The following is a 13,078-nucleotide window of genomic DNA, read 5'->3' as shown; positions in this document are numbered from 1 at the left end:
GAGTGAAAAAAAAGACTGCTGCTCTTGATAGTAACAGTCTTTTTAAATATGATTTAATAGGGTTTCAATTAGGTTTAAAGGATTGCCCCAGAATATCTATCCATTACCGGAACTGCAATAAAGTAGTGGCGTAAAGCGTACTCGTTTTGCTGAGTTCTGGTGTCTGTTTTTGACTCGGAGAAATACTGTTTTGTCATTCCGGTTTTCTTTGCCACGTTTTCCGGATGGAAAAACACTGATGCAGTTAAGTCTGTTGATCCCGGAACAGCGCCCCATGCTTTTTTCACACCTGCGGCAGTATATTTCGGATTATCTGCATTCTCGTACATTTCAAAACCTGCTAAATTTCCTTTGATTTTACCTGATAAGTAATCCGCTAACTGTTCAGCATATTTGTTTGAATTGTCTTCAAGCAAATCGTTTACGTGATCATCGCATAACACCAAACGACGTCCTTTTTTCTTCATTCCTGAAGCGTTTGCACCACGTCTGGCAGAGATAATATCTTTCCAAACCAGTTTTCTTCTACCGCCCGGGGTAACCTCTTCACCTGTAGCCTTAATTACAAATGTTTTTCCGGCAACGTTTTCCTGCGGAGCCAGAGCGTGGATTGCTTTAGCAAACTTTGCATCTACAATGTCTTCACGGTGAGATCTGGTCACAGAATCAATCTGGCTGTAGCTTGATCCGTTTGCCTGATCATCGGTTAGTGATGTTGGATTGGTCTGATATTTATCCAGTTTTACTGTCATACTGGTATCATCATAACTTACCAGTGCTAATGGATAAGTCGTGTTGTTGATCAAAACACCTGGTCTGAATGTTGTGATTGGGATATGAATAATGTTTGATTCCGAGGCCGCACCAGAACCCACCTCTAATACTTCGGTGTCAATTTCTGGAATACCCTCTAACCATGGAGCTAACTGCTCATCGCGAAGCAAGGTTCTTACCCTTGATTCCCACATTTCTGGAAATGTTGCTGGCATATTTTTTTATTTATTGATTAAAAAGTTTTTTGTAAGCCTCAGGCTGAGATTCTTTGAAGCTTAGTTTTTGTTCGTGAGAAAGTTTTTCAAACTCATCCATTGTCTTAACCTCAGTGCCTCCGGTTTCTGTTGGTGTGTTGATACCAATATTGAAAGTCCTTTTTTGAGGAATTGATCCTATTACGGTGTCAAGTGCTTCCTCAGAAGTAATTCCCAGCGTGATCATTTTCTCTTTTTGATCCGCTTTAATCTGTCCGGTAGTAATGGCCAGATCCACTTTTGAACCTATTCGAAGTCTGGCTTCCGCTTCCTGCTTTTCCTTAGCTGTTTTTGCAGCAAGTTTTAAGGAGTCGTTTTCTGTAGTTAGTTCTGCAACTTGTCTTGAAAGCCCTAAAACTTTAGAGTCAACTTCGCTCATGTCCAGACCATCTGCCGGCTGATCTTTGTAACCCAAAGCCATAAGCGTTGCAATGCTTAAAACGATTTTTTTCATATTGTCTTGATTTAGATTTATTTCGGGATTTTTGATACCGGGAATAACAGAGAGAGAGAGTTCCTGAATTTCCTTTTCGTCCATGACTTTACCGTCAGAATGCATAAGGCGCACAGCATTGGCGTTCGATGGAACCGGCACGATTGAAACCTCCACCAGTTCACATTTGGTTAAGATCACTTTACCGCCGACAACAGAAAGGTTTTCTCGGTCAAAGATGATCCCCATCGAACAAGCGTTGATATATCCGCGTTCTACCTTTCCGGCAATAAGTGCCGTGTCGCTGTCTTCAGTGTCAAAATCAGGCATACCCTGTAAAATGGTTGCGTCTTTCTTAACATCAAACCATTTTCCAATGACATTCCAATTCGAATTCCAATGATCGGAAAGCATTACAGGATTTTTGCTAAATCGTGTTAAATCAATTCCGGCTGTCAGAATTGAAAAGCCGTAGGTATTTTCTATTGTTTCATCATTAAATACAAAAGGTTTAATTGGCTTTTTTGACATCTCTATTTCTTTTTATTCCTGGCATTTTATCGCCTATTGAGATGACAAAGATTAGAGGGTTTTGATTCTTAAAAAACTGAAAGACAGCCTACAGCACAACGGTGCGTTGAGTCAGAACAAAGTTGTAAAGCAAGTAAACGGCTGTTTTTTTTAAAGCGGGATTGTTGGGAGTTTTGACATAAATATATAAGTATGGGAACTCGAAAACAGGTAGAAAAAGACCTCGCAAAAGTGCTTTTTGTGAACGATAATGTTTCGCAGAAAGAAATTGCCGAGCGTTTGAAAGTGACTGAAAAAACAGTCAGTAAATGGGTTAAGGAAGGAGGCTGGGAAAAACTCAAAGTCTCACTGTTAGTCACAAAAGACAATCAACTCACAGCACTTTATAATCAGTTAGCAGCAGTTACGGACGAAATTAAAACACGCCCCATTGTTCGGGACATTCCAAACTTTATGCTCAAACCAGTCAAACTAAAAGACAGTTCAGGAGATGAAAAGCTGGAATACCCAAAGTTTGATCCGGAAGATTACCCGATTTTGATCGGAAACTTCCCAAACTCGAAAGACACCGACATGATCTCAAAGCTTACAACGGCAATTAAACGCCTGGAAACAGAAACAAATATCGGTGAGACCATTTCTGTCGCAAAAAATCTGATCCTCTTTGTAAGAAGTATTGATTCCAAGTTCGCAAACCAGCTGACCACATACTGCGATGCTTTTATCAAACAAAAGTTGACCGATGGCACTAAGTAGAAAGGATAAAGAAAAACTGGTTGGATGGGGGGATTTTGTAACAAATCAGTACAGGGCTACTCCTGTGGATCTCAACGAAAGTGCTTCTGATCGTTTAAAAAGGATTGCACATCTTGAGGCTCACCCGGAAGAATGGTTTAAGTATTACTTTCCAAATTTCTACACCTCAGAGCCGGCTCCCTTTCATATTAAAGCGACCAAACGTGTACTGGCAAATCCTGAATGGTATGAGGTGAGATCCTGGGCGCGTGATTTGTCAAAATCAGGACGTACCATGATGGAAGTGCTTTACCTGACTATGACGGGTAAAAAGAAAACTGTAATTCTTGTTTCTGCCACAAAAGATGATGCTGACAGGCTTTTAAAACCATATAAAACCATTCTTGAAATCAATAACAGATTACTCAATGATTATGGTGAGCAAAAAGCGCTGAGCGGTTGGGAAGATGGGGATTTTACAACCCGTTTAGGAGTTTCCTTCAGAGGTGTCGGCGCAGGTCAGTCACCGCGTGGAACCAGAAACGATGCAACTCGTCCGGATCTGATTTTGATTGATGATATCGACACGGATATAGACTGCAATAACCCGGATACCATACAGAAAAAATACGAATGGATTGAACAGGCTTTAATTCCAACACGTTCTATTTCTGTGCCGCTTTTAATTATTGCCTGCGGGAATATCATTGCAAAATACTGCTGTATTACTGAGATGGCTAAAAAAGCCAATGTACATGATATTGTGAATATCAGGGATGCTAACGGACGCTCTACATGGCCTCAGAGAAATACAGAGGCGCTGATCGAACTGGCTTTTAGAACCATGACTACAAGCGGTATTCAAAAAGAGTATTTCAATAATCCGATCCGTATTGGAAAACTGTTTAAAAAAGTGAACTGGGGGAAATGTCCGCCATTGAAAACCTGTGAACACGTACTGATCTATTCCGATCCGGCAACCAGTAATAAAGACAACAAAAACAGTTCACGAAAATTCACAGGAGTTATTGGTTATAAAGGCGGGATTTTCTATGTGTACAAGGTATGGCTTGACAATATGACCCAGAGAACCTTTGTTGAAAACCTCTATCACGCACATGATTATGTGAAGGAAAGAAAAGTTGACACTTTTAAAAATTGGATCGAAAACAACAGTCTTCAGGATCCATTTTATCAGCAGGTATTAAAACCATTAATAAAAGCTGTCGGAAGACTGCTCGCCAGAATACCTCTTTTTATGTCGCTGGACAAAAGAATCAAAGGAGAAAAGTACACTCGTATTGAAGGGACCATAGAACCAAAACACAAACAAGGCTGTATAGTCTTCAACATTGAAGAAAAAGACAACCCACACATGGTGAGAATGGAAGAGGAGTACATCGGAGTTGCGCCAAACTCTAAAATGATGGATGGTCCTGATGGACTCGAAGGCGGTATCCATATCATTGAAAACGTATCACAAAAGGAACAAACGGAGCATCATGTAGGGCACAGAGCCAATCGTAAATATTAAGAATATGAAAAGAATTATTAGTTATCAAATTGGTGTCGATGTTCTGGGATTTCCAATCTACGCAGAACATCACATTTATCAGGGCGTATCAGCGCCGTTAAAGAATCCAAAAATAAAAAGGAACTGGATAAGAGTCTTTTTAAAAATAGTTAAACAGCATTAATATGTTTATAGAGAAAGAAGATTTAGGAAGTACTATTTACGATTATCAAATCGATCAGATAACCGAAGGTGATGAAGGGAAAGTGGACCAGGCAATTAATGCAGCGGTCGAAGAGGCAAAAAGCTACCTCACGCCCAATATTAACAATAAAAAGTGGCTGGACGGCCGTCACCTGTACGATGTAGAGAACATCTTTAATAAAACCGGAACTGACCGCCATACTCTGATTGTCCGACAGTGTGCCACAATGGCCAAATGGTATCTGGCGGAGTTATGCAATGCTGATTTCATATACGAAAAGGCAAAAGAAAGATATGATCGTGCCGTGACCTGGTTTACCAAGGTAGCCAAAGGTGAAATAAACGTTTCAACGCTCCCGCTTCTGCCTCGTGATGAAGATACAGCGGGAGAAAAACAGCCTTTCGAAATGGGATCGAGAGCGAAATTTAATCATGATTATTAGTATGGGAATTACAACTTTTTTTAGAGAAGCGTGGGGACGCAAAGTGGAGACAACGCAGGATTTAGGCGCTAAAACCCCAAATCAGGGAAGTACGCATATTCAAAATATTGTACCAAAAACAATCTCGCAGACACGTCAGGATATTAAGAACTATGTCGATGCGCAGAACGCAGCGCAGGTTGAGGAAAACCCTAAATTCTATCCTATACAGAATCTGTACGACAATATTCTGCGTGACCTGCATTTACAGTCTCAGGTAAATAACAGAATGCTTAAATCATTAAGCCGCGCTTTCAGTATCAAAAACGCCGATGGAACAACCAATGAGGAACTGACTACTTTACTTCAGAATAAAGGTTTCGTTTTTCAGATAAATCAATCGATTTTAGGAACTATTTACCGTAGACACTCACTGGGTGAGTTTTCATATAAAATAGTGAACAAGGAGCTTGTTTTAACATTCGATACTATCGCACGTCAGAATGTTGACCCGCGATCCGGTTATCTGTACTACGATTACACAGATGATAAAAAAATAAAATATAGAGAACAGGCAGAGTATGGTTCCTGGCTTATTGAGTTCGGCGAAAAAAATACAACTCTTGGTCTGCTTGACGGATGTGTGCCGATGGTATTGTTTAAACGTTTTGCAAACAGCTGTCATTCTGAATTATGCGAGATTTACGGAATTCCGCCCCGTGTTATGAAAACAAACACGCAGGATCCTGTCATGGTTGCGCGTGCAAAGAAAATGATGCAGGATATGGGAACGGCTGCTTACTTCATCATTGATGATTCCGAATCCTTCGACTTTGCAAAAGGTGTCACGACAGACGGTGAAGTGTACACAACTTTAAAGACCCATTGCAACAATGAAATATCAATGGGTGTCTCCGGAACCGTAGTTGGTCAGGACACAAAAAACGGATCCAATGGAAAAGAAAAGACCTCAATTGGAATTTTAGAAGATCTGGTAGACAGTGATCTTTCATTAATTGAACAATGCTGGCGTGATACGGTTATTCCTGCGCTTCAGGTTTTGGGTGTTCTGCCTGCAGGCGTTATGTACAAATACGATGCAACTGAAGATTTAGCGCAATTGTGGAAAATGGTTACTGAAGCGGCAGCGTTTTTGGAAATAGATCCAAAGTGGATTGAGCAAAAGTTCGGGATCAAAGTTTTAGGAACTAAGAAGACAGACTCAGAAACAAAACTGTCCCTTAATTTGTCCGAGAGTTTTTTCGTATAGGCCCTGAATATTTCAGGGCTTTACATGCCCGGTTAGATGATTTATACAACTGCGGTTGTGATGACTGTCAGAGAAAAGCAACCGTTTTAAACTTAGGAATAACCGATAAGTTTAAACAGCTTTTAAATGCCGGTGAAAAGGCATTTAAACACCTTCATAAAAAAGGGAAGTATTCACCGGAAGATTTACAAACTGAAAAGCCGTACCAGAAACTGATCCAGTCAACATTCGATGTGTTTGATTTTGCGATTAAAGAAAACGATGTTCCGGAAGAAATGAAAAAGGCGCTCCAGGACAACGCTTTTTTATTTGGATCACTAAAGACCAACGCACAGCTTTTTGAAGCTTCAAAATTACTGCTAAATGATGATGGAAAACTCAAACCGTTTTCTGAAGTAACAAAGCAGTTTTCGGATCTCAATGTAAACTACAATCAGAATTACCTGGAAGCGGAATACGAGTTTGCTGTCGCAAGTTCTCAGGCTGCAGCGCAATGGGCAAATTTAGGAGACAGATATAATTTACAATACAGAACCGCAAAAGACGAACGTGTGCGCTTATCACATCAGGCGCTTGCAGATATTACACTGCCGAAAGAAGATCCTTTCTGGATGTCTTTTTTCCCGCCAAACGGATGGCGCTGTCGATGCACAGCGGTAGAGGTTCTAAAAGGGAAGTATGAACAGAGCGATTCGGAAAAAGCAATTGAAGCCGGTGACAAAGCCACGACACAGGAAGGAAAAGACGGTAAAAACAAACTGGAAATATTCAGGTTTAATCCCGGAGCGCAAAAAGTGGTTTTCCCGCCTGCGCATCCATACGGAAAAGTAAAAGGATCTAAAACAGTAAAAGAAAATATAAATGAGTCCAGATGATTTTTTAAAAAATGTCCTTCAGGACGTAAAAGTCGATCTAACTGAAGAGTTTGACCGAAACTTTGAAAGGAAAGCTTTCTTTACCAAAAAGTGGAGTGATACCCGCACACCAAATCGAAGAGGTTCACTCCTTGCAAGATCTGGAAAATTAAGACGCTCGATCATGTCACCAAAACAGAACACTGATAATGTTACCTGGTCGAGTTCACTTCCTTATGCTCTGATGCAGAACAACGGCGGCGAAATTACAGTCACCGCCAAAATGAAGTCCTTTTTCTGGGCAATGTATTATAAATCTGCCGGGGCGATCACTACCAGAACCAAGTCCGACAACAGTGTTGTAATGCGTGAGACTGCCCGAAACAAAAAGCTTTCCGCAGAAGCCCAGCAGTGGAAAAATTTAGCACTTCAGAAAGTGGGTGCAAAGATGAAAATCGAACAGCGCCAGTTCATCGGTGATCACCCAGTGGTGAGAGGCCGTATCGAAGAAATCATAGGTGACAGCATGAAGGAACTGGAAAAGTATTATTTCAACCAACTTAAAAAGAATAAAAGAAAATGAAAACATTTTTAGAAAGTGTCCAGGAGAAACTATCGAAAGTAACGGCCTTAAAATACATAGATGAAGACTGGGGACAGCTGGACAGTTACAGCCCAAATCCGCCCGCAAAATTTCCCTGTGCGCTCATTGATATTACTTCGCTGGATTTTACTAATCTGGGGAAAGATAATTCAGCCAGTCCGGTTAACCGGCAGACAGGCGAAGGCACAATTACTTTTATTGTAGCAGATCTAAAACTCAGCAATACAAGCCATTTGGCGCCGCAGTCACAAAAAGATAACGCCTGGTCTATCTGGACCATAATGGAAGATCTGCACAAAGAAATACACGGCTGGCGTCCGGTTAATACTTCCGGCGCACTCATGCGTGTAAGGCACAGAAGGATAAGACGTGATGATGGTATTCAGGAATATCAGATTACGTACTCAATCGGATTTACAAACGTCTAATCAAATAAACGCTGCTGCATTGCCTTTAACTGCTTTTGTTTTTCGATTGCAGCTTCAACGGCTTTGAGTTCCGTGATTACCGGGGTACACAAGATTTCGTATAAAGTGGTGCGCGAAATCGGGTAAACAGGAATGATGTAGTATTCCAGGATCTTTGTAGTGGGTGTATGCGGATGCTCCGCGATGCACTTCTGGTATAATTCCTTTATAAGCTTGTAACGCAATAGCTTATTGCGCTGAACTCCTAGACTTCTGTTTACCGTTACTGACATGAGGCAAATATAACTAACTTACAAATTATAAGCAAACCAACTTTTTTAGTTATAATTTGAAACAGGATCAAAAAAAAAACCGCTCATTTGAGCGGTTTTTTTCTAATAGGAATAAAACTGATATTTTGCTTGTGGGGAATCGCTAGGGTGAAAATAAAACTTATAACCTTTAGAGCTATCAATAAAAGACCTATATTTTACATTTATATAATCATCTTTTGGAATTGCATCAGGATAAAAAACAGTTTTTATAACATTAAACATTGTTGTCGGTTCCACCCAAAAATCTTTTAACTTAAATAGACCTGAGTTCAGCTTCAGCAATTTAAAAACAATACCATTTTCATAACGGTTTACTCTAGACTCTTCTATTTGCTGCGGAGTCAAACCAGATGGCAGATAAACCAATAAGTAATATTCTGATCCTGCTACATCTTTCTCTTTATACAATTCAAAGCTTCTGCCTGATAAATTCGCAAGATAGGCTGTAACTTCTTTTAACGTGCTTAGCGAGCCGCTCTGCATTTTATTTATCGTTGTGTAATCTTGTGCATTGACAAAAAAAGAAATTAATAGCAAACTGGTAATCAAAACATTTTTCATACTGAAGGTTTTAGTTATTCAAATAAAGAGAAACAAATATAAAGCCAAAAAAAAGTAAAAACAACAACATCAATCACCTGCTGCTTAAAAATCATAACTTCAGTACGTCTGAGTTCTGCCAGTTCTTTGAAGTACTCAGCTTCATGCAGGTTTCTGATTCTTTGGTGTTCTTCAATGATTTTCCAATCTTCGTCTTTCATAATTCAAAAGTATAAAGTTGTTTTTAAAAAGTTTTACGGGAATCCATACTATTCATTAATTTTCTTTTCATCTTCAAATACTATTGTATGCACATGCGGAATGAAATAGGCTTCATCATAATAATAGTACTTGTAAAAAACAACAATCTCATTTTTAAAATGAGGTTGAGTGAAGCAGTTAAAAAAAGGATGAACTGCAATCCTTAGTCTATTATGATCATAGTCCGGAGGAGGATAGCAGGAAAACAATCTTGAAAATGCCGCTTCAAAAAAGCAAGGCATTGCAATAATTATATCATCGCGTTTTACATTCTTTTGTTTTAAATCTAAAATTGCTCTTTGTATAAAATTTGAGATTTTATCAATTTCTTGTTTTGATATTTGCATAATCTAATATTTAAAATCTGTCCAGTGAATGATTTTTGCTTCGTACCAATTGTCTTTTGTAACTGCTATTAAAGGATAGAAATAATCGAAAAAATCTTTTAAATTGTCAAATCCATCATTATGGATAAATTGTAAAATTTCCTTCCAGTCATGTAGCTGTCTACCATTGATTGATATTTCAATAATGTCATTGTATAGATAACTCATTGCAACGGACTGGGTGCTTACCACAGGCAGAACCGGAGCAAACCGAAACATATCTTTTTTACGAACATTGATAAAGAAATCAATATTATTTCCTTTTTTCCAACGACCTTTCGGGTCTTCTCTAACTGTATGAATTTTCGGGTATGAGGTTTTTGGAATATCCCATTCATCGATGGTATTGCAGATTGAAGATTCTGTTCTAAATCTGTTGTAAGCGATTAAATTGAATTTATCTTTCAAAAGTCCTTTCCATATTTTTTCAATAAAAAAACTTGGTTTTCCATTGATCTGAGTGCTGAATCCTAAAATCATGTCAGATCAATTTTTACGTCATACAATGAAAGCGAAATGACATCTTCAACATGATAATTTAATGTTTTAGAATTTGGCTCAAATGAAACTAGTTTCTGCGGAGCCGCTTTGCCTTTGTATGTTTCTACAGCATTATTGTACAAATCTTCAATATGTTTCTTAGCTGTTTTTCTGTCTGGAAACAACGTAGCATCGACCGTTTTTAACTCATTTAAGATGATGCTTTGAAGTTTGTTTTTTGTTACCCTGGTATGGTTAACTTTTGCGAATATCTTTGACATAATATTTTTATTTTAAGTGGTTGTTTCTTTTATAATTTAATGGTTGAAAAAAGTCAATTGCTCAGGCTCTTTTAATGGCTTAAAATCAATCATTGGATCTATCATTACAAATTTTTGGGAACCTGACTTTAATAACCTTGCGTGATAACCTCTTTGTCTTTTCCCCTCCATAACTAATGAATAGTGCTTTCCTGAATATTCTGGCTTTACGTCACCTTCATACTTTTCTAAGGGAATTAATTCGTGACATGAGACAGAAATCAAGCCTTTTCCTAAACTTGAAATTGAACCTACACACACATAACATTTATTTTTGTACTTGAAAACATCTGGTACTTTGCTGGCGTTTAATTTATCAAAGTCGGTCATGTTACTCAACTCTTCTAATCTTTGCTTTGTAATAAAAAATTCCATGGTGTTTATCATTCTTTGTAATGAATATAAAACCCGGCTCTTGTTTCATCGTAGCCCAGTTCTTTAAGTTCTTTAATCAACTTTTCCAGTGATTTTGACACAATCTCGTGAGCTTTCTTCTGAGTTTCCTGAGGCGGATATTTATCGTACAACCCTTCTGTTTTATGAGTCATAAAACTTTCATGATGTACATATCCTTTTTTTGGCGGTTTTGTTTTGAATGTTAATTTTGACATAATGCTGATTTTTAGTATTTTTTATATTCGTTCTCGTAGTATTGTTTGCTTAAGTACCTGCACAATTGAATCTGCGCCTGTCCGGTTCTTTTTAAATGCTCTTTGTAGGCTGGTATTCCGATGAAACTTTTTATAATTGCTTCCAGCTTTGTTTTTTTATACTCAGCCAATGCTTCTTTTTTACCGATTTTATAATCATAAAAAGTCCAAAGTGATTCGAAAGAAATGTCTGCCGGTGAAATGTTTATTTCGAACTTCTTTTTAAAAGCTTCGTCTTTAATCCAAATACTTTTAAAAATCATTTCATCAGCTGGGAAATGCTTAAAAAGCCATTTTTTTTGAACATCGTTAAGTTCACCTTCGCTTATTTCAAACTGCTTTAAATTGCCGTTTAAATCGTATTTAAACAGGAAGATTAAACCAACTTCTCTGCCTTTTGCTCTGTACGTTGTTAAGTGATCCATGTTCCTAAATAATGTAATTTAAAATACTCCAATGCTGAACAAGTTTTGATTGAAGGTGCTTTGATATATCGTTTCTTTACGCCTAATACCAATTTGACTGCTGCCCTTTTTCTTTTTAGAGTCTCTATATAGGACATACTAAAAGAGTTATCCAGATAGCGCGGGAAGTACATAGCAATAAAAGCATTTACATCTTTCTCCATTGCTTTTACTCTTATCATGTCCGGATCTTCTTTTTCAATATCATCAATAACGATGTAGCCTTCCGATTCCTTAAGAGCCTTTTGAAAATGTGTAAAACCACATTGCCGAGCAGTTACTATATGTAAACCTGCATCATTGGGTAATCCGGAATTAAACACCGCTTTCACAGCCTTTAAATACTGATTGCTTTCATCGAGCATCATTTCAATTGGTTTCAATTTTTCCTGTATTTCTTTTAGTGTCTTAAAGTCTATTGTTATCATGCCAGTTCTTTATTTAAGTTAGCTATCAGCATGTTTACAACATTCCGGTCATAGTCAGAAAATGGAAATGATGTCATTGAAAGTAAGAACTGCTCTAAAAAATGTGCTTCGACCAGTTCAAGTGAAAACACATACTGTTTAGGTTTTGACTTCTTTTTCTTCTTGTATTCATAGATCGAGGTGTGTTTTACATCCAGCTGTTTCTTTTTGAAGGAAACCGTTATTTTGTCCAGGACACTTTTTGCTATTTTAGCAATTCGATCTTTTACGGGAACCTGAGGCGCGTGGTCTAATGAATAAACCAACGTACTCAAATGGTACTCTGAGAGGGTTAATTTTACTTTACTCATCTTTCTAATTGTTGAATTTGAAATTCTATTTGTTCTCGAAGTTTATCTTCATCCGTTTTATCACGGGCATAGAATACTATTGAATAATCGATTTCCATCTTGCAATGATGTTCTTTACAAAAGGCTTCATAGTGTATTCTATCAAAAGGATTCTTATATAATATCAGATTAAGCTTTTCAGCATACTCTATGATCTTATATTCGATTCCTAAAGGAGAAAGCAGCTTGTATTCTTCTGTAACTATTTCATATTTTGAAAAAGTGTTATCCATCTAGCATTCTGTATTGGGTTCAGACAATTGTTTGTTACATTCTACACAGAAAAGCGCTGTCGCTTCGCAAGTAGCAACGCTTTCTATTACGCGTATTACAGCTATATCATGAGGACATTCTTCTGTAATGCTATACTTTTCCATTTCTTTTTCTTTTTTCTTTTAAAAGACCTCGAAGTCCAAAACCTATCATAAAGCCCCAGAACATACCTAATAGGTAATAAAATTGTATTTCCATTATTTAAAGTGTTTTGTGATTACTGAATCAAAACAGGAAATCATTTTTGATAGTTCCTGAGGTGTCATGTCATTGAGCGGTTTGTTTACCGGCGATTTATCAGACTTTAAAAATTCGCTTAACCTGTTAATATCAGGTATCTCACCCCATTTTTCAGACGCAGTAACCCATTGAAGCTGTCTCAACTGAGACAGTATTGTCCGGTGCTGTTTGTTGTTTTTGTCAAACAAACCCCAGTTTTTACTTGCGGATTTGTTTCCCCTAATTATGTTCTGCAGTTCTGTTTTTGGTTTGTGGTAATCCGCAATTGCAGATCCGGTTCCGGTGTAGGTGTATGGTTTAGTCTTCATCAT

Annotated in this window: 24 protein-coding genes; 8 read left to right on the top strand and 16 right to left on the bottom strand. The window is 38.0% G+C overall.

Annotated elements, in window-relative coordinates; genetic code table 11:
* Positions 1-74: 74 nt before the first annotated feature.
* Entirely contained in the window at positions 75-989 is a 915-nt protein-coding gene (locus tag OZP11_RS01625) for a phage major capsid protein (protein WP_281233498.1), read from the bottom strand.
* Positions 990-999: 10 nt separating this feature from the next.
* Positions 1,000-1,992 (bottom strand): HK97 family phage prohead protease, encoded by a 993-nt coding sequence (locus tag OZP11_RS01620; protein WP_281233497.1) that lies wholly within the window; start codon positions 1,990-1,992, stop codon positions 1,000-1,002.
* A gap of 192 nt (positions 1,993-2,184) precedes the next feature.
* Between OZP11_RS01620 and OZP11_RS01615 the strand changes: the two genes are divergently transcribed.
* The 8 genes from OZP11_RS01615 (at position 2,185) to OZP11_RS01580 (ending at position 8,022) form a co-directional block, all read left to right on the top strand.
* Positions 2,185-2,748 carry a helix-turn-helix domain-containing protein gene (locus OZP11_RS01615; RefSeq protein WP_281233496.1) on the top strand — a complete coding sequence of 188 codons (564 nt, stop codon included), beginning with the start codon at positions 2,185-2,187 and terminating at the stop codon, positions 2,746-2,748.
* On the top strand, positions 2,735-4,261 hold the full coding sequence (locus OZP11_RS01610; RefSeq protein ID WP_281233495.1) for a hypothetical protein: 1,527 nt from the start codon (positions 2,735-2,737) through the stop codon (positions 4,259-4,261). Before OZP11_RS01615 ends, OZP11_RS01610 begins: the two co-directional genes overlap by 14 nt.
* Positions 4,262-4,265: 4 nt before the next feature.
* Complete coding sequence (locus OZP11_RS01605; RefSeq protein ID WP_281233494.1) at positions 4,266-4,424, top strand: hypothetical protein; 159 nt, start codon at positions 4,266-4,268, stop codon at positions 4,422-4,424.
* Position 4,425: 1 nt separating this feature from the next.
* Positions 4,426-4,887: a phage protein Gp36 family protein gene (locus OZP11_RS01600; RefSeq protein WP_281233493.1), complete on the top strand. Its 462-nt coding sequence runs from the start codon at positions 4,426-4,428 to the stop codon at positions 4,885-4,887.
* The gene (locus tag OZP11_RS01595; RefSeq protein WP_281233492.1) at positions 4,877-6,136 is read left to right on the top strand and encodes a phage portal protein family protein; all 1,260 of its coding nucleotides are present in this window, start codon (positions 4,877-4,879) and stop codon (positions 6,134-6,136) included. The genes OZP11_RS01600 and OZP11_RS01595 overlap by 11 nt, the downstream gene beginning before the upstream one ends.
* A 233-nt stretch (positions 6,137-6,369) precedes the next feature.
* The gene (locus OZP11_RS01590) at positions 6,370-7,011 is read left to right on the top strand and encodes a phage head morphogenesis protein (RefSeq protein WP_281233491.1); all 642 of its coding nucleotides are present in this window, start codon (positions 6,370-6,372) and stop codon (positions 7,009-7,011) included.
* Positions 6,998-7,573 carry a hypothetical protein gene (locus tag OZP11_RS01585; protein ID WP_281233490.1) on the top strand — a complete coding sequence of 192 codons (576 nt, stop codon included), beginning with the start codon at positions 6,998-7,000 and terminating at the stop codon, positions 7,571-7,573. The genes OZP11_RS01590 and OZP11_RS01585 overlap by 14 nt, the downstream gene beginning before the upstream one ends.
* Positions 7,570-8,022 (top strand): hypothetical protein, encoded by a 453-nt coding sequence (locus OZP11_RS01580; RefSeq protein ID WP_281233489.1) that lies wholly within the window; start codon positions 7,570-7,572, stop codon positions 8,020-8,022. Before OZP11_RS01585 ends, OZP11_RS01580 begins: the two co-directional genes overlap by 4 nt.
* Here OZP11_RS01580 and OZP11_RS01575 read toward each other — a convergent pair.
* From OZP11_RS01575 to OZP11_RS01510, 14 genes are all read right to left on the bottom strand, one after another.
* Positions 8,019-8,246: a hypothetical protein gene (locus tag OZP11_RS01575; protein ID WP_281233488.1), complete on the bottom strand. Its 228-nt coding sequence runs from the start codon at positions 8,244-8,246 to the stop codon at positions 8,019-8,021. The genes OZP11_RS01580 and OZP11_RS01575 overlap by 4 nt on opposite strands.
* Positions 8,247-8,396: 150 nt before the next feature.
* Positions 8,397-8,897 (bottom strand): hypothetical protein, encoded by a 501-nt coding sequence (locus tag OZP11_RS01570; protein ID WP_281233487.1) that lies wholly within the window; start codon positions 8,895-8,897, stop codon positions 8,397-8,399.
* A gap of 14 nt (positions 8,898-8,911) precedes the next feature.
* Entirely contained in the window at positions 8,912-9,097 is a 186-nt protein-coding gene (locus tag OZP11_RS01565; protein WP_281233486.1) for a hypothetical protein, read from the bottom strand.
* A 48-nt stretch (positions 9,098-9,145) separates the two neighbouring features.
* Positions 9,146-9,484 carry a hypothetical protein gene (locus OZP11_RS01560; protein ID WP_281233485.1) on the bottom strand — a complete coding sequence of 113 codons (339 nt, stop codon included), beginning with the start codon at positions 9,482-9,484 and terminating at the stop codon, positions 9,146-9,148.
* A 3-nt stretch (positions 9,485-9,487) separates the two neighbouring features.
* On the bottom strand, positions 9,488-10,003 hold the full coding sequence (locus tag OZP11_RS01555; RefSeq protein WP_281233484.1) for a hypothetical protein: 516 nt from the start codon (positions 10,001-10,003) through the stop codon (positions 9,488-9,490).
* On the bottom strand, positions 10,000-10,284 hold the full coding sequence (locus OZP11_RS01550) for a hypothetical protein (protein ID WP_281233483.1): 285 nt from the start codon (positions 10,282-10,284) through the stop codon (positions 10,000-10,002). The genes OZP11_RS01555 and OZP11_RS01550 overlap by 4 nt, the downstream gene beginning before the upstream one ends.
* A 36-nt stretch (positions 10,285-10,320) precedes the next feature.
* Entirely contained in the window at positions 10,321-10,698 is a 378-nt protein-coding gene (locus OZP11_RS01545; RefSeq protein WP_281233482.1) for a hypothetical protein, read from the bottom strand.
* A gap of 8 nt (positions 10,699-10,706) precedes the next feature.
* The gene (locus OZP11_RS01540) at positions 10,707-10,934 is read right to left on the bottom strand and encodes a hypothetical protein (RefSeq protein ID WP_281233481.1); all 228 of its coding nucleotides are present in this window, start codon (positions 10,932-10,934) and stop codon (positions 10,707-10,709) included.
* Between the two features lie 11 nt (positions 10,935-10,945).
* On the bottom strand, positions 10,946-11,398 hold the full coding sequence (locus OZP11_RS01535) for an LvrA C-terminal domain-related protein (protein WP_281233480.1): 453 nt from the start codon (positions 11,396-11,398) through the stop codon (positions 10,946-10,948).
* Positions 11,386-11,865, bottom strand: a complete 480-nt coding sequence (locus tag OZP11_RS01530; RefSeq protein WP_281233479.1) for a hypothetical protein — start codon at positions 11,863-11,865, stop codon at positions 11,386-11,388. The genes OZP11_RS01535 and OZP11_RS01530 overlap by 13 nt, the downstream gene beginning before the upstream one ends.
* Positions 11,862-12,215: a hypothetical protein gene (locus OZP11_RS01525; RefSeq protein WP_281233478.1), complete on the bottom strand. Its 354-nt coding sequence runs from the start codon at positions 12,213-12,215 to the stop codon at positions 11,862-11,864. Before OZP11_RS01525 ends, OZP11_RS01530 begins: the two co-directional genes overlap by 4 nt.
* On the bottom strand, positions 12,212-12,487 hold the full coding sequence (locus OZP11_RS01520) for a hypothetical protein (RefSeq protein WP_281233477.1): 276 nt from the start codon (positions 12,485-12,487) through the stop codon (positions 12,212-12,214). Before OZP11_RS01520 ends, OZP11_RS01525 begins: the two co-directional genes overlap by 4 nt.
* Entirely contained in the window at positions 12,488-12,631 is a 144-nt protein-coding gene (locus OZP11_RS01515; RefSeq protein WP_281233476.1) for a hypothetical protein, read from the bottom strand.
* Positions 12,632-12,724: 93 nt separating this feature from the next.
* Entirely contained in the window at positions 12,725-13,078 is a 354-nt protein-coding gene (locus tag OZP11_RS01510) for a hypothetical protein (protein ID WP_281233475.1), read from the bottom strand.

This window comes from Flavobacterium gelatinilyticum, assembly GCF_027111295.1.
In the GTDB taxonomy this organism is placed as follows: Bacteria; Bacteroidota; Bacteroidia; order Flavobacteriales; family Flavobacteriaceae; genus Flavobacterium; species Flavobacterium gelatinilyticum.
The sequence above is the reverse complement of the archived record's forward strand: the minus strand, read 5'-3'. Positions and strand labels throughout refer to the sequence as shown.

Bases quoted from the DNA above. Each gene is read 5' to 3' on its own strand.
- OZP11_RS01625 (WP_281233498.1), bottom strand. From the start codon at position 989: ATGCCAGCAACATTTCCAGAAATGTGGGAATCAAGGGTAAGAACCTTG.
- OZP11_RS01620 (WP_281233497.1), bottom strand. From the start codon at position 1,992: ATGTCAAAAAAGCCAATTAAACCTTTTGTATTTAATGATGAAACAATA.
- OZP11_RS01615 (WP_281233496.1), top strand. From the start codon at position 2,185: ATGGGAACTCGAAAACAGGTAGAAAAAGACCTCGCAAAAGTGCTTTTT.
- OZP11_RS01610 (WP_281233495.1), top strand. From the start codon at position 2,735: ATGGCACTAAGTAGAAAGGATAAAGAAAAACTGGTTGGATGGGGGGAT.
- OZP11_RS01605 (WP_281233494.1), top strand. From the start codon at position 4,266: ATGAAAAGAATTATTAGTTATCAAATTGGTGTCGATGTTCTGGGATTT.
- OZP11_RS01600 (WP_281233493.1), top strand. From the start codon at position 4,426: ATGTTTATAGAGAAAGAAGATTTAGGAAGTACTATTTACGATTATCAA.
- OZP11_RS01595 (WP_281233492.1), top strand. From the start codon at position 4,877: ATGATTATTAGTATGGGAATTACAACTTTTTTTAGAGAAGCGTGGGGA.
- OZP11_RS01585 (WP_281233490.1), top strand. From the start codon at position 6,998: ATGAGTCCAGATGATTTTTTAAAAAATGTCCTTCAGGACGTAAAAGTC.
- OZP11_RS01580 (WP_281233489.1), top strand. From the start codon at position 7,570: ATGAAAACATTTTTAGAAAGTGTCCAGGAGAAACTATCGAAAGTAACG.
- OZP11_RS01570 (WP_281233487.1), bottom strand. From the start codon at position 8,897: ATGAAAAATGTTTTGATTACCAGTTTGCTATTAATTTCTTTTTTTGTC.
- OZP11_RS01565 (WP_281233486.1), bottom strand. From the start codon at position 9,097: ATGAAAGACGAAGATTGGAAAATCATTGAAGAACACCAAAGAATCAGA.
- OZP11_RS01560 (WP_281233485.1), bottom strand. From the start codon at position 9,484: ATGCAAATATCAAAACAAGAAATTGATAAAATCTCAAATTTTATACAA.
- OZP11_RS01555 (WP_281233484.1), bottom strand. From the start codon at position 10,003: ATGATTTTAGGATTCAGCACTCAGATCAATGGAAAACCAAGTTTTTTT.
- OZP11_RS01550 (WP_281233483.1), bottom strand. From the start codon at position 10,284: ATGTCAAAGATATTCGCAAAAGTTAACCATACCAGGGTAACAAAAAAC.
- OZP11_RS01545 (WP_281233482.1), bottom strand. From the start codon at position 10,698: ATGGAATTTTTTATTACAAAGCAAAGATTAGAAGAGTTGAGTAACATG.
- OZP11_RS01540 (WP_281233481.1), bottom strand. From the start codon at position 10,934: ATGTCAAAATTAACATTCAAAACAAAACCGCCAAAAAAAGGATATGTA.
- OZP11_RS01535 (WP_281233480.1), bottom strand. From the start codon at position 11,398: ATGGATCACTTAACAACGTACAGAGCAAAAGGCAGAGAAGTTGGTTTA.
- OZP11_RS01530 (WP_281233479.1), bottom strand. From the start codon at position 11,865: ATGATAACAATAGACTTTAAGACACTAAAAGAAATACAGGAAAAATTG.
- OZP11_RS01525 (WP_281233478.1), bottom strand. From the start codon at position 12,215: ATGAGTAAAGTAAAATTAACCCTCTCAGAGTACCATTTGAGTACGTTG.
- OZP11_RS01520 (WP_281233477.1), bottom strand. From the start codon at position 12,487: ATGGATAACACTTTTTCAAAATATGAAATAGTTACAGAAGAATACAAG.
- OZP11_RS01515 (WP_281233476.1), bottom strand. From the start codon at position 12,631: ATGGAAAAGTATAGCATTACAGAAGAATGTCCTCATGATATAGCTGTA.
- OZP11_RS01510 (WP_281233475.1), bottom strand. From the start codon at position 13,078: ATGATGAAGACTAAACCATACACCTACACCGGAACCGGATCTGCAATT.